Origin of the sequence: Candidatus Kaistella beijingensis (assembly GCF_020084865.1) — a bacterium.
GTDB lineage: Bacteria > Bacteroidota > Bacteroidia > Flavobacteriales > Weeksellaceae > Kaistella > Kaistella beijingensis.
The window spans coordinates 2,040,748-2,054,138 of the sequence record NZ_CP071953.1 but is presented as its reverse complement, the minus strand read 5'-3'; the positions used below and the strand labels follow the sequence as shown (position 1 = coordinate 2,054,138).

Annotated in this window: 12 protein-coding genes and 3 tRNA genes; 9 read left to right on the top strand and 6 right to left on the bottom strand. The window is 37.2% G+C overall.

The genetic code is table 11. From position 1 onward, the window contains the following. Positions 1–53 precede the first annotated feature (53 nt). Positions 54–431 (bottom strand): DUF3127 domain-containing protein, encoded by a 378-nt coding sequence (locus J4771_RS09595; protein ID WP_224134799.1) that lies wholly within the window; start codon positions 429–431, stop codon positions 54–56. 157 nt (positions 432–588) lie between these two features. Here J4771_RS09595 and J4771_RS09590 point away from each other — a divergent pair. The 4 genes from J4771_RS09590 (at position 589) to J4771_RS09575 (ending at position 1,374) form a co-directional block, all read left to right on the top strand. Continuing rightward, positions 589–670 (top strand) — tRNA-Leu (locus J4771_RS09590). A gap of 42 nt (positions 671–712) precedes the next feature. Then, positions 713–785 (top strand) — tRNA-Gly (locus J4771_RS09585). 11 nt (positions 786–796) lie between these two features. Further along, positions 797–880: transfer RNA gene (locus tag J4771_RS09580), tRNA-Leu, on the top strand. Between the two features lie 152 nt (positions 881–1,032). After that, positions 1,033–1,374 carry a hypothetical protein gene (locus J4771_RS09575; RefSeq protein ID WP_224134798.1) on the top strand — a complete coding sequence of 114 codons (342 nt, stop codon included), beginning with the start codon at positions 1,033–1,035 and terminating at the stop codon, positions 1,372–1,374. A 321-nt stretch (positions 1,375–1,695) separates the two neighbouring features. Here J4771_RS09575 and prfA read toward each other — a convergent pair whose 3' ends face one another. The 3 genes from prfA to J4771_RS09560 all read right to left on the bottom strand — a co-directional run bounded on the left by prfA (position 1,696) and on the right by J4771_RS09560 (position 5,233). Beyond that, complete coding sequence (gene prfA / locus J4771_RS09570; RefSeq protein ID WP_224134797.1) at positions 1,696–2,781, bottom strand: peptide chain release factor 1; 1,086 nt, start codon at positions 2,779–2,781, stop codon at positions 1,696–1,698. Between the two features lie 435 nt (positions 2,782–3,216). Further along, a complete protein-coding gene (locus tag J4771_RS09565; protein ID WP_224134796.1) occupies positions 3,217–3,498 on the bottom strand; it encodes a hypothetical protein in 282 nt (93 codons plus the stop codon). A gap of 127 nt (positions 3,499–3,625) precedes the next feature. Then, complete coding sequence (locus J4771_RS09560) at positions 3,626–5,233, bottom strand: fumarate hydratase (RefSeq protein ID WP_224134795.1); 1,608 nt, start codon at positions 5,231–5,233, stop codon at positions 3,626–3,628. A 141-nt stretch (positions 5,234–5,374) separates the two neighbouring features. Between J4771_RS09560 and fumC the strand changes: the two genes are divergently transcribed. Beyond that, entirely contained in the window at positions 5,375–6,757 is a 1,383-nt protein-coding gene (gene fumC, locus J4771_RS09555) for a class II fumarate hydratase (protein ID WP_224134794.1), read from the top strand. 70 nt (positions 6,758–6,827) lie between these two features. Here the strand turns inward: fumC and J4771_RS09550 are convergent, their stop codons facing one another. Further along, the gene (locus tag J4771_RS09550; RefSeq protein WP_224134793.1) at positions 6,828–7,601 is read right to left on the bottom strand and encodes a murein L,D-transpeptidase catalytic domain family protein; all 774 of its coding nucleotides are present in this window, start codon (positions 7,599–7,601) and stop codon (positions 6,828–6,830) included. 145 nt (positions 7,602–7,746) lie between these two features. Between J4771_RS09550 and J4771_RS09545 the strand changes: the two genes are divergently transcribed. The 3 genes from J4771_RS09545 to J4771_RS09535 all read left to right on the top strand — a co-directional run bounded on the left by J4771_RS09545 (position 7,747) and on the right by J4771_RS09535 (position 11,387). Continuing rightward, positions 7,747–8,121 carry a hypothetical protein gene (locus tag J4771_RS09545; protein WP_224134792.1) on the top strand — a complete coding sequence of 125 codons (375 nt, stop codon included), beginning with the start codon at positions 7,747–7,749 and terminating at the stop codon, positions 8,119–8,121. A gap of 67 nt (positions 8,122–8,188) precedes the next feature. Beyond that, the gene (locus tag J4771_RS09540; RefSeq protein WP_224134791.1) at positions 8,189–10,855 is read left to right on the top strand and encodes a TonB-dependent receptor domain-containing protein; all 2,667 of its coding nucleotides are present in this window, start codon (positions 8,189–8,191) and stop codon (positions 10,853–10,855) included. Positions 10,856–10,874: 19 nt separating this feature from the next. Continuing rightward, entirely contained in the window at positions 10,875–11,387 is a 513-nt protein-coding gene (locus J4771_RS09535) for a hypothetical protein (protein ID WP_224134790.1), read from the top strand. 184 nt (positions 11,388–11,571) lie between these two features. Here J4771_RS09535 and msrB read toward each other — a convergent pair whose 3' ends face one another. Beyond that, on the bottom strand, positions 11,572–12,102 hold the full coding sequence (gene msrB / locus J4771_RS09530) for a peptide-methionine (R)-S-oxide reductase MsrB (RefSeq protein ID WP_394369765.1): 531 nt from the start codon (positions 12,100–12,102) through the stop codon (positions 11,572–11,574). Between the two features lie 29 nt (positions 12,103–12,131). On the opposite strand from msrB, the gene J4771_RS09525 reads away from it, so the two are divergent. Next, positions 12,132–13,376 carry a DUF445 domain-containing protein gene (locus tag J4771_RS09525; protein ID WP_224134788.1) on the top strand — a complete coding sequence of 415 codons (1,245 nt, stop codon included), beginning with the start codon at positions 12,132–12,134 and terminating at the stop codon, positions 13,374–13,376. The last annotated feature ends 15 nt before the right edge of the window (positions 13,377–13,391 follow it).

Genomic DNA, 13,391 nt, shown 5'->3' with positions numbered 1-13,391 from the left:
AAAAAAATTAAATCCTGTTTTAGAAACAGGATTTACAATATTTTGTTTGAATTTTAGAAAGGCAAATCGTCTTCCTCTTCCTCAAAAACATTTTTCTCTGCAACAGGTTTTGTTTCAGTTGGTTTCGCATCAACAGGTTCGTTGAAATTTGCTGCACCGTCTAATTTTTCAACCCTCCAACCGATAATGGAGTTGAAATATTTTACCTCACCTTGCGGCGAAGTCCATTCTCTTCCTCTCAAATTAATTCCGACCTTTACTTTATCGCCTTCTTTTAGGTTGTTGAGCAAATCTCCTTTCTCTTGTAAGAATTCGATATTAATAGGTTGCGGATACTGTTCTTCGGTGGTAAGTACCATTTCTCTCTTTTGAAATCCACTTGCAAAGGTCTGAATATCAGTGATTTTTTTTACTGTTCCCTGTAGTTCCATAATAAATTGTTAAAGATGTAAAAGTATGAAATTAAGCAGAGAAAATGAAGCGTGATTTTTAAAAATTTCAAAAAAGATAAAAAATGCGGAATTTTTTTGTTTTAAACGGTAAAAAGTTTTTATATTTGCACTCACTAAAAAAGAGAAGAAGATTTTTGCGGATGTGGTGTAATTGGTAGCCACGCCAGACTTAGGATCTGGTGCCGTGAGGCGTGGGGGTTCGAGTCCCTTCATCCGCACTTTTAAAATATAAATTTCTAAATTTTTTTAGAAATTTTTTTGCGAAAATAGCTCAGCTGGTAGAGCACGACCTTGCCAAGGTCGGGGTCGCGGGTTCGAATCCCGTTTTTCGCTCATCTACTTTTGCCTTGGTGGTGGAACTGGTAGACACGCAGGACTTAAAATCCTGTGTCCGCAAGGACGTACGGGTTCAAGTCCCGTCCGAGGTACACAAAACCCTCTGAATCGTTTGATTTCAGAGGGTTTTTGTTTACTACTGCGTTAAAATATCCAAAATTAACCGATTCTATTTTCAAAAATTTCACTTTTGGAATTATTCTTGAAGTTTCCTTAACTTTAAAATCCATTAAATCACAATATTATGACAGCACATAACTTAAAAACACTATCAGAAGTTCTAAACGTTTTGCGCGATAGAGGAATTACCAAAGAAATCCGCATGAACGAACAAAAACAAATGGTTTTGCAAGACAGCAAAAAAATTTATCAACCTCAAGATTTGTGCATTGTGAAATCATACCGTTTTGAAGGAAACAGCAGTCCAGATGATAACGCAGTGCTTTATGTTTTGGAAGACAAAGACGGTGAAAAAGCAACTATCTTAGATTCCTACGGTTCTGAAAGCAATTATACCGGTCCGGAATTCGATAATTTTTTACGGGAAATTCCCGTTGAGGAAAAAGAAGAATATAACATCGACTAAAACAAAAAGGTCTGTCTGAAAAGCGCGATCTGTTCTAGTTTTTTGTTATTATTTTGTAGGCATTTTTTGAAAGTTCTTATTTCATTCCTTATTGATGGAAAGCAGTCGCTTCTTCGATAAAATCCAATAAATTTGGCAGGAAAAGAAAATTTTGCTCGAAATTGTATTTTACAAAGGTTATCTTTTAACCGAATAACATTCAGTAATTTACCAAAAATGTTGGAATTGGGAAAATCATTATGACTTCCCGTTTTACATTCCATATAAAAAAGGCTGCATCATTTTTGAGACAGCCTTTTTATATTAATTTGTAAAAAATTCTTAGTAGCTTTCTTCTTCTCCTTTCATTTTCTCCGCATTTTCCGCCATGATTACCGCATCGATCATTTCCTGCAAATCGCCATTCATATAAGCATCCAAATTATAAATGGATTTGTTGATTCTGTGGTCGGTAACTCTTCCTTGAGGATAATTGTACGTCTTAATTTTTGCGGAACGGTCGCCCGTGGAAACCATCGATTTTCTTTGTGCGGCAACATCACCCTGAACTTTTTGAAGCTCGATATCGTATAATTTTGTTCGGAGCATTTCCATTGCCAATTCGCGGTTTGCCAACTGAGAACGTGCTTGCTGACAAACAACCACCAATCCTGAAGGTTTGTGCGTCAACTGAACTTTTGTTTCTACTTTGTTTACGTTTTGTCCGCCTGCTCCTCCTGAACGTGAAGTCTGCATTTCGATATCTGCAGGATTCAATTCAAAATCAACTTCCTCTGCTTCCGGCAAAACTGCGACTGTAATTGCAGAGGTGTGCACTCTTCCTTGAGATTCAGTTTCCGGAACACGTTGAACACGATGAACGCCGGATTCAAATTTCATGATTCCGTAAACTCCGTCACCTTCAACTTTCAAAATCAATTCTTTGTAACCTTTTGAAGCTTCATTGGAATCGGTAATTTCGTGTTTCCAACCTTTTGATTTAAAATACATTGCGTAAGCTCTGTACACATCTTCCACAAAAATTGCGGCTTCGTCTCCTCCAGTTCCAGCTCGTAATTCCACAATCACGTTTTTGTCGTCTGCAGGATCTTTTGGGATTAAAAGGACTTTTAATTCTTCTTCCAGGCCGGGAATTTTTTCGATGGCTTCGTTTTTTTCGATTTTGGCGAGTTCCACAAAGTCCTTATCAGACCCGTCTGCAATTATTTCGTCGGATTCTTCAATCGTATTTAAAGCTTGTTTGTATTGATCGAAAACAGCAACAATTTTTCCAAGGTCGCTGTATTCCTTATTTAATTGCCCATATTTTTTCTGATCAGAAATTACGTCGGGTTGAATAATCAAATCTGCTACTTCATTGTAGCGCTGCTTTATGGCTTCTAATTTTGGAATCAGTGACTTTGACATTGTGGAATTTTTGTGGGTGCAAAGATACGGAAAAAGATGGAAGATGGAAGATGGAAGATGGAAGTCGGAAGTCAGAGGGTCTTGTTAAAATTTTGTCTCAAATAAAAAAATGAACTTTTAATTTAGCCCCGATCGCAACGGCATCCTTTTTTGTTTTTGTCGAAGGGAATTGGGTTGGGAAAAACAAAAAAGATAGAGTGAAGAGCGGGACGGGTTTTGAAAAGAAGCGAACAGGTGTTGCTCCTTTTTTGCACGAAGCAAATGAACATCTTTGCAATTGTGGAATAGACACCTCGTCTTCTCCAAAGGCGAATCCACCCCTCTGGAAGAGGGGAACAAAAAATCAGTTCCTGAAATTCAGAAACTGATTCTAATATATTGTTTTGCTTTGTGACCGCAATTCCCAAAATTAAGGCGGGAACGCAGTGACATCAACTAGTGATGACCGTGATTGTCGTGGCTGTGTAAAAATGGGCCGCTTCCTTGTGGATTGCTGTAGATAACTTCTGCGCCTTGTTCCGGCAAAGTTTTTCTTCTTACTTCTTCTGGATCGAAAGCTTTAGTTTTTCCAAAATATTCTGCCAAACCTGCAGTAAGCCAGATTGGGATTACATATCCGAAAAACATAAAAATACACCAAAATCCTACGAGGAACATGATTAAGAAATAAACGGTCCAAAGGAACTGGTAAAATGGAAAAAATGCTGATAACATCATCTTTGTATAGATTTTAGGCAAAAATAGGATAATTTTCTGTTTGCGCAAAAGTTTTCTCCGTGATTTTTATTATTTTTTAAGCTGCGTGATGGATTATGAAAGCTGGAAGTTATAATTATACCAAAAATTAATGCGCAATTGATGCAAAAAAATCATTCCCCTTATCATCGGTAATGATGAATGCAGGGAAATCTTTCACTTCAATCTTTCTCACCGCTTCCATCCCAAGTTCTGGGAAATCAACCACTTCTACACTTAAGATGTTTTCTTTTGCCAAAATTGCAGCAGGACCACCAATGGAACCTAGATAAAATCCACCGTATTTAGCGCAAGCGTCTGTAACTTCTTTGGTTCGGTTTCCTTTTGCGAGCATTACCATACTTCCGCCATTTTTTTGGAATTCATCTACATAAACATCCATTCTTCCGGCTGTTGTTGGTCCGAAACTTCCTGAAGGCATTCCTTCCGGTGTTTTTGCGGGACCGGCGTAATAAATCGGGTGGTTTTTGAAATATTCCGGCATTGGTTGTCCGGCATCCAACAATTCTTTGATTTTTGCGTGCGCGATATCTCTTGCTACAATTAAAGTTCCGTTCAATTTCAAACGTGTTTTGATTGGATATTTTGAAAGTTCCGCAAGGATTTCCGGCATTGGTCTGTTCAAATCAATTTCTACGGCTTTTTCCAAATGCGGTGGAGTTTCTGGTAAAAATCGTTTTGGATTTTCCTCCAATTGTTCCAAGAAAATTCCCTCTTTGGTAATTTTCCCTTTAATATTTCTATCCGCAGAACAGGAAACTCCCATTCCAACAGGACAACTTGCAGCATGACGAGGAAGTCGGATTACACGAACATCATGTGTTAAATATTTTCCGCCAAATTGCGCTCCAATAGAACTTTCCTGACAAATTTTCTGAACACGTTTTTCCCACTCCAAATCACGGAATGCTTGTCCGCCCATATTTCCTTCGGTAGGAAGATGATCGTAATAACCTGCACTTGCTTTTTTCACCGCTGCCAAATTTGCTTCCGCCGAAGTTCCGCCAATGACCAAAGCTAAATGATAAGGTGGACAAGCCGCAGTTCCCAAATCGAGAATAGTTTTTCTTACAAATTCATCCAAAGATTTTTCGTTGAGGAGCGATTTTGTTTTTTGGTAAAGGAAAGTTTTGTTGGCAGAACCACCGCCTTTCGCTAAAAATAAAAATTTGTATGCGTCACCTTTTTCCGCATAAATATCAATTTGCGCGGGAAGATTGGAGCCCGAATTTTTTTCTTCAAACATCGTCAAAGGAACGATTTGGGAATATCTTAAATTGCGATTTTGGTAAGTATTGTAAATTCCTTTGGAAATCCATTCTGCGTCTTCAACTCCGGTGTAAACATTTTCACCTTTTTTGGCTACACAAATCGCGGTTCCCGTGTCTTGACAACTTGGGAGTGCGCCTTCCACAGCAACTGCCGCATTTTGCAAAAGATTGTAAGCAACGAAACGGTCGTTATCGGTTGCTTCCGGATCGTCGATAATTTTTCTTAGTTTTTCGAGATGTGAAGAACGCAACATAAACGAAACATCAGCCAAAGCGTTTTCTGCAAGCAGTTCCAAACCTCTTGGATCAACGGTGAGAATTTCCCTGTCGCCGAATTTTTCAACTTTCACGAAATCGGAACTGAGTTTTTTGTATTGGGTGTCGTCTTTTAGAATTGGATAAGGTTCCTGATAATGAAATTCCATTTTTGATTTTTTAGAAGTGTAAATTTAAGGAAATATTGATGTTTAATAAAATGTATCAGTCTTTAAAATCGATATTTAAAATGGTTTTAAATTGTATTCGAAATTTGAATTGACTAATTTTATAAAATTAAAAAGAAAAAAATGAAATTCCGTACAGAACACGACACCATGGGTGAAGTTCAGGTTCCTGCAGATAAATTTTGGGGTGCACAAACCGAACGTTCACGAAATAATTTTAAAATCGGTCCCGAAAGTTCGATGCCACACGAAATCATTGAAGCATTTGCTATTCTGAAAAAAGCCGCTGCATTTACAAACTGCGATTTGGGAGTTCTTTCTGTTGAAAAGCGCGACATGATTGCTAAAGTGTGTGACGAAATTCTGGAAGGAAAACTTAACGATCAATTTCCACTCGTGATTTGGCAAACCGGAAGCGGAACGCAAAGTAATATGAATGTCAATGAAGTGATTTCCAACAAATCACATGTAAACAATGGCGGTGTTTTAGGCGAAAAATCAGAAGTTCATCCGAATGATGATGTCAATAAATCCCAATCTTCCAACGATACTTTTCCAACCGCGATGCATATTGCGGCTTACAAGAAAGTGGTGGAACACTCAATTCCTGCCGTTGAAAAATTACGTGATACTTTAGAGAAAAAATCTAGAGAATTTGAAAAAGTAGTGAAGATTGGAAGAACGCATTTGATGGATGCAACACCTTTAACTTTAGGTCAGGAATTTTCGGGATACGTTGCTCAACTCAATTTTTCGTTGAAGGCGATTAAAAACACTTTGCCACATCTCTCAGAACTGGCTTTAGGCGGAACTGCGGTTGGAACCGGATTAAATACACCAAAAGGCTACGATGTTTTAGTCGCAAAATATATTTCAGAATTTACGAAACTTACTTTCAAAACTGCGGAAAATAAATTTGAAGCACTCGCCTCTCACGACGCAATCGTAGAAACTCACGGCGCTTTGAAACAACTTGCAGTCGCTCTTTACAAAATTGCACAGGATATTCGTTTGCTCGCTTCCGGACCGAGAAGTGGAATTGGCGAAATCTTAATTCCTGAAAACGAACCTGGTTCTTCTATTATGCCTGGAAAAGTGAATCCAACGCAAAATGAAGCAATGACGATGATTTGCGCACAGGTTTTAGGAAATGACACGACAATTTCTTTTGCCGGAACTCAGGGAAATTTTGAACTGAACGTTTTCAAACCAGTAATGGCGTTTAATTTTTTACAGTCCGCACAACTCTTGGGAGATGCTTGTATTTCATTTAACGACCATTGTGCCATTGGAATTGAACCCAATTTTGACAGAATTAAAGAACTTTTAGATAAATCTTTAATGTTGGTAACGGCTTTAAATCCTCACATTGGTTATGAAAATGCAGCAAAAATTGCAAAAACCGCACACAAAAACGGAACGACTTTGAAAGAGGAAGCGATAAATCTAGGTTTTTTGACTGCAGAACAGTTTGATGAATGGGTAAAACCTGAAAATATGGTTTAAAAATGATACGAAAAATCCCAATTCTAGAGCTGAATTGGGATTTGATTTTATAAAAATTTCGCGATAAAATTTACATTTCCTCCTGATTTTTCAACCATTCTGAAGAAGACAAATATTGAGGGTCGGGATAATAAATAAAGAAACAGTTTTTTCCTTTAATGGTATTGATAATCGGTTCAGCCAAAGCTCGCGGGACTGCAGGACAACCCCAACTTCTTCCGATTCTGTTTTGCGTTTTGATAAAATCCTCACTCACATAATCTGCACCGTGCATTACGATTGCGCGCCGTAAAGCGTTGTCGTTGAAACCTTTATCCATCCCCAAAAGCTTTAGGGAATAACCATTTTCGCCGTTGTAAGTAGTTTCTGTAATGTAAAAACCGAGACTGCTTTGATAAGAACTTTCGGTATTTGAAAATTTTTGCGCGAATTCCTCCCCTGTATTTTTTCCGTGGGCAACCAAAGAATTGAAAAGGACTTTTTTCTCGTTCAAATCAATGACCCAAAGTCTTTTGTGCGTCGAAGAAAGTGAGAAATCACAGATGCTTAAGATATGCGCGTTTTCGTCAAGCTTTCCTGCCTTCTTTAAATTATTAAAACCTAAAAATGCCTTGTTGAAAACTTCCGAATTAAGCTTGTTGATGGATTCGAAATTGATAGAAGCGTAAATTTCTTCAGCATTAATGGCGTTGTTGGTCTTTGAACTTTTTTCGCCGTTGGTAACTGATAATTGAGGTAGAGTTTTTAATGGAACTGTTGAATTTTGTTTGGGTTGAATTTCGCTTTTGTGAAAAGAAGTTGCAAAAAACATCACGAAACTCAACATCACAAAGATTTTCTTCATTCTATATTATGTTAAATAAATTTGGTGGGGCAAAATTACAAAGTTTTAATTATCAACAAATTATAAGTGAAACTTTTAACGCTTTTTTAAGAAAGTTTAACGCAAAGCTTTCGATTAAAATTTAATTTACTAATTTTGCAGAATCATGTTCAGAACGATTAAAATATTTCTGATTATTTTCGGTTTGGGAATTTTCATTTTGCCAAAGCAAATGATTTTTGCGCAAACTACTGAACAGTGCTGCGACAAAAAATCTGAAAAGGACAACTGTTGCAAAACCGAAAAAACAAAACCTTGTCACTCGGAAAACTCCAAAAAAGATTCTGACAAAAACAATTGCAAAGACGACTGTGCAAACTGTCATTCCTGCGCTTCTCATTTTGTTTTCAATTACATTTCATCCGAAATTTTCAAGTCTGCAAAGAATACTTTTGAGATGAAATCGGTTAATTTCGGTTATGGAATTTCTTTTTATCCATCTAATTTTCTAAACATTTGGCAACCGCCGAAAATAGCTTAATTTATTGATTTACAGCCGAAAGTGTGTTCTTTCGGAAAACTATTTTTAAATTAAATTATTTTCAACAATGAAAACTTTATTGAAAAGTCTTTTGACTTTCTCACTATTATTTACCCACTTTTTATTTGCTCAAACCATCACCAAATCGACATTTTTGGTAAAAGGAGATTGCGGAATGTGCAAAGAACGAATAGAAACCACCGCAAAAAAAACAGGCGCATCCATCGCAAATTGGAATGCTGAAACTCAAAAATTGTCAGTGGAATTTGACTCTGCAAAAACTTCAGCAGAAGAAATTTTAAAGAACATTGCAGCGGTTGGTCACGACAACGAAATGTTTAGCGCACCAAACGACGTGTATGAAAATCTTCCCGGTTGTTGCCATTACGAAAGGGAAACTTCTATTTTAAAAACTACACCAACAGAAACTCCACAGAAAGCGGAGAACGAATATTTTGTTCGTGGGAACTGCGGTTCCTGTAAGGCTAGAATTGAAAAAGCGGCGAAAGAAGCCGGTGCAATTTCTGCAAATTGGGACGCTGAAACGCAAAAAGTAAAACTCGATTTCGACCCTGCAAAAACTTCTGCAGATTTGATTTTAAAGAGAATTGCCGATGTTGGTCACGACAATGAAAAATTCACCGCTTCCGATGACGTTTATAAAGAACTTCCAGATTGTTGTCTTTACGACAGAAAGCTTCCTTTAGGCGTGAAAAGCGATTTGGTTCATCACGAGGAAACTCCAAAACCAAAAAAAGATTTCACCCAATTTTCTGACCATGTCGACAAAAGTATCGAGGAAGTGAAGCTCTTTAAAATGCAGGAAGCAACAGCTTTGAGCAAGAAAAATGCAGATTTAACTTTCAATATCAGTTCCAAGGAACTTTTGAAAGCGGCATGTTGTAATTTGTCCGAAAGTTTTGAAACTAACGCAACCGTAGATGTATCTTTCAGCAATGCAGTTACAGGAACCAAACAATTGAAAATGTTGGGTTTAGACCAAAAATACACAAGTTTGACCAAAGAACTTTTGCCTTCAATTCGTGGTTTGGCTTCACCTTATGGAATGAATTTAATTCCGGGAAGATGGATCGGTGGAATTCAGCTGACAAAAGGTGGAAGTACCGTAACGAACGGTTACGAAAGCATTACAGGACAAATCAACACCGAACTTTTGAAACTTCAAGATAAACCGGAAACTTCTTTGAATATTTTTGGAGATCTCAACTCAAGATTTGAAACCAACATCACTTCCACCAACAAATTGAATGACCATTGGAATCAATCGGTTTTACTTCACGGAAACGCGACTTTGGCGAAAATGGATACCAACAATGACGGTTTTCTCGACCAACCCACAGGAAATCAAATTAATGCAGCTTATTTATTGAATTACAATGATTTAGAACATTCAGGTTTAGGCACACATTTCGGAATTAGTTTTGTGAAAGATGAAAGATTTGGTGGCCAAAAGGATTTTAATCACAAACTCGACCACACCCAACAGAATTTGTACGGCGTGGGAATCAAGCTTGCAAAAGTTGATGTTTGGAATAAAACGGGTTACGTTTTTAAAGACAAACCTTACCAAAGTATCGGTTGGATGAATCAGTTTACCTATCATCAACAGGACAGTTTTTTCGGTAAAAGAAATTATTTGGGAAATGAAAAGACCTTTTATTCGAACTTAATTTTTGAGAGCATTTTCGGAAATACCAACCATAAATATAAAGCGGGTGCGAGTTTTTTGTATGATGATTTCAATGAAGATTATTTAACTCAAAATTTTAAAAGAACGGAAACCGTTCCGGGATTATTTTTCGAATATACTTTGACAGGACTGAAATATACCTTGGTTGCCGGTGCAAGAACCGATTTCCACAATTTGGCGGGAACGCAATTCACGCCGAGATTAAACTTTAAATATGACCTATCACCGAATACAATTTTGCGACTTTCTGCGGGTAGAGGTTTCAGAACTGCGAATATTTTTGCGGAAAACCAACAATATTTTGCATCGAATCGAGAAATTGAAATCTTGGGAAATGGTGGAAAAATATATAATTTAAAACCTGAAATCGCTTGGAATTACGGCGTAAGTTTGCAACAGGAATTCAAATTGTTCAACAGAAAAGCGACTTTGGTTGCTGATTTTTTTAGAACCGATTTTCAGGACCAAGTTTTGGCAGATTTGGACGTTTCACCACACAAAATCGTGTTATATAATTTGGATGGAAAATCTTATGCGAACAGTTTCCAAACACAGCTTGATTTTGTTCCTGCAAAAAATTTGGAGTTGAGATTGGCCTATAAATATTATGATGTTGAAGCAGATTTTGTTGGTGGCAAAAGAGAAATTCCATTTATGGCGAAACACCGAGGATTTTTCAACGCTTCATACACTACCAATAAAAATGACAAAGGTGGATTTTGGAATTTCGACACCACCCTTCAACTTGTTGGAAAACAGAAACTTCCAAACTTAAATTCCAATCCAACGGAATTCAGACTTCCGGAATATTCGGATTCTTTTGCGACATTGAATGCGCAGATTTCAAGAAATTTCAATAAAAATATTCGTGTATATTTGGGAGGAGAAAATCTCACAAGTTACATGCAGAATAACCCAATCATCGATGCAAAAAATCCTTTCGGAAATTATTTTGACGGCGGAATGGTTTATGCGCCTATAATGCCTGCCAATGTGTACTTCGGGTTGGATGTAACTTTTTAACAAAAAATAATCAATAGATATGAAAAAAATTTCATTAATCATTTTTGTTGCCGCACTTGCAATTTCTTGTGATAAAAAGCAAAATGAAACCACAGAAACTGCCACAGAAACTGCGGTAAATCAAACAAAAGATTCTGCAGTGGTTGCCGCAACAGAAAATCCTTCAGTACAAACTCAGGAAGTTCAAGTGAATGCTCCGCAACCAGCTCAAAATGGGCAAGTAGTTCCCCAAACTACAGCAGCAGCAAATCCTTCAGGAAAAAAACCTGCATTAAATCCTGCACACGGCGAACCTTTCCACCGTTGCGATATCGCAGTTGGTGCTCCGATTGACAGTGCTCCGGTTCCTCAAAATCCTGCGCCGCAACCTCAAGCTCCTGTAAATAATAACTTCAACACCAATCCAATTCCTGCAGCGCCGCAACAAACGGCTCCGGTTACGCAAAACATCGGACCTAAACCTGCGGTAAATCCACCACACGGTGAACCTCATCACCGTTGTGATTTGCAGGTTGGAGCACCTTTGATTTAATTTTTAAACCGCAAAAGTCACAAGAGTTTTGTTTGTTGGGTAAAGTATGAATATTTAGATTTGTAAAGCTCACAAAGATGAAATCAAAGTTTATTTGATTTGCAATATTTTTACAGTTATTTCTCCTGTAACTTTTGCGGTAAAGAATACAAAAAATTGCGGAACTTATGATTCCGCAATTTTTTTATTTTTTTTCTGAATCCGGAACGAAATCCAAACTCACCGAATTCATGCAGTATCTCATTCCTGTTGGAGGTGGACCGTCATTAAAAACATGACCGAGATGCGAATCGCAACGTTTGCAAACCACTTCAATTCGTTCCATTCCAAAAGAAGAATCGCGGTGATAAGCAGTTCCCTGTTTATCTGCTTCAAAAAAACTTGGCCATCCGCAAGTGGAAGAAAATTTTGCATCCGAACGGAACAGATGATTTCCGCAAACCGCACAATAATATTCTCCCAATTCATCAAAATCATTGTATTTTCCCGTGAAAGGTCTTTCTGTGGCAGCTTCTCGAGCAACTGCATACAAATGTTCAGGCAGTATTTTTTTCCATTCAGAATTGGGAACGTTCAGTTTTGTTCGGTCGGTTCTTGAGTAATATGGATTGTTTTTTGTTATAGGATTTTCCATTGTGGCGGTGTTTATAGGTTTTTTGGTCTGCGAACAAGTTTGCAGAAAAAGGAACGTAAATATGAACGAAATTAATTTCATTACCTCCAAATTTAGTAATTTTGATTTAAATGAACGACGAACTAAAACGCAAACAGCTGCGTAAATATAAAGCATTCGCTACAGGACTTTTTGTTCTGATGACTGTTATTTTTATTATAACGACCATTCTTCAAAAAAATGATAACTCGCATTGGATTGGCTATATTCGAGCTTTTTCCGAAGCGGCGATGGTTGGAGCTTTGGCGGATTGGTTTGCAGTAACTGCTCTTTTCAATTATCCTTTAGGTTTAAAAATTCCACACACGAACTTGATTGAAAACAGCAAGGAAAGAATCGGTGACAATCTCGGGAATTTTGTGGTTTCTAATTTTCTTTCGCCGCAAAATATTCGTCCGTATATTCAAAAATTAAAAGTTTCTCACTTTGTGGGAGATTGGCTTTCGAAGGAAAGAAATCAAGATAAATTGGTGAACGAAGTTTCCAATATTGTGCTCGATATTTTGAATAAACTGGATGATTCTGCGGTGGTAAATTTCATCGGAAAAAAGGCAAAAGAAATGTCGGATGATTTGAAAATCAATCAAATCGTGGGAAACGGAATCGAATATGTTTTGAATAAAAACGACCATCAAAGACTCATCACCAATCTTTCCAAACAAATTAAAGATTATGTTGTAAATAATCAGGAAATGGTGAAAGAACGCGTAAAAAAAGAAAGTTATTTCCTGGTTCCGAAATTTGTGGATGATGCAATTGCCGAGAAAATTACTTCCGGACTTTCGAAATATTTTGACGAAGTGGAAAACGATGAAAACCATTCACTTCGCAATGAAATCACCAAAAAACTCTATTCTTTTTCACAGGAAGTTCAGACCGAACAAAAATGGGAAGACGAATTTCGTGGTATTAAAAATGATTTCTTGAAAGAGGAAAAACTTCATCAATATTCAAAAGACATTTGGATCTCTATTAAAAAATCTTTGTCGAAGGAATTGGAAGAAGAACAATCTGCGTTGAAAACTTATCTCAAGAAAAATCTTTCTGAGTTATCACAAAATCTACAAACCGATGAGAAATTTCAACATAAAATCGACCATTGGGTTCGGGTAACTGCTTATAAATATATTTTAAAAAACACGCATCAATTCGGCGATTTAATCAGTTCAACCGTTGGAAATTGGCAAGGAAAAGAATTGAGCGAAAAATTGGAATTGGAAGTGGGAAAAGATTTGCAGTTTATTCGAGTGAACGGAACTGTAGTCGGCGGTTTGGTTGGGTTGATTATTTATACGGTGGCGAATTTCTTTATTTAAATTTAAATTTGTTAA

Excerpts from the sequence above, each read along its gene's own strand:
- J4771_RS09595 (WP_224134799.1), bottom strand. The coding sequence starts at position 431 with ATGGAACTACAGGGAACAGTAAAAAAAATCACTGATATTCAGACCTTT.
- J4771_RS09575 (WP_224134798.1), top strand. The coding sequence starts at position 1,033 with ATGACAGCACATAACTTAAAAACACTATCAGAAGTTCTAAACGTTTTG.
- prfA (WP_224134797.1), bottom strand. The coding sequence starts at position 2,781 with ATGTCAAAGTCACTGATTCCAAAATTAGAAGCCATAAAGCAGCGCTAC.
- J4771_RS09565 (WP_224134796.1), bottom strand. The coding sequence starts at position 3,498 with ATGATGTTATCAGCATTTTTTCCATTTTACCAGTTCCTTTGGACCGTT.
- J4771_RS09560 (WP_224134795.1), bottom strand. The coding sequence starts at position 5,233 with ATGGAATTTCATTATCAGGAACCTTATCCAATTCTAAAAGACGACACC.
- fumC (WP_224134794.1), top strand. The coding sequence starts at position 5,375 with ATGAAATTCCGTACAGAACACGACACCATGGGTGAAGTTCAGGTTCCT.
- J4771_RS09550 (WP_224134793.1), bottom strand. The coding sequence starts at position 7,601 with ATGAAGAAAATCTTTGTGATGTTGAGTTTCGTGATGTTTTTTGCAACT.
- J4771_RS09545 (WP_224134792.1), top strand. The coding sequence starts at position 7,747 with ATGTTCAGAACGATTAAAATATTTCTGATTATTTTCGGTTTGGGAATT.
- J4771_RS09540 (WP_224134791.1), top strand. The coding sequence starts at position 8,189 with ATGAAAACTTTATTGAAAAGTCTTTTGACTTTCTCACTATTATTTACC.
- J4771_RS09535 (WP_224134790.1), top strand. The coding sequence starts at position 10,875 with ATGAAAAAAATTTCATTAATCATTTTTGTTGCCGCACTTGCAATTTCT.
- msrB (WP_394369765.1), bottom strand. The coding sequence starts at position 12,102 with ATGAAATTAATTTCGTTCATATTTACGTTCCTTTTTCTGCAAACTTGT.
- J4771_RS09525 (WP_224134788.1), top strand. The coding sequence starts at position 12,132 with ATGAACGACGAACTAAAACGCAAACAGCTGCGTAAATATAAAGCATTC.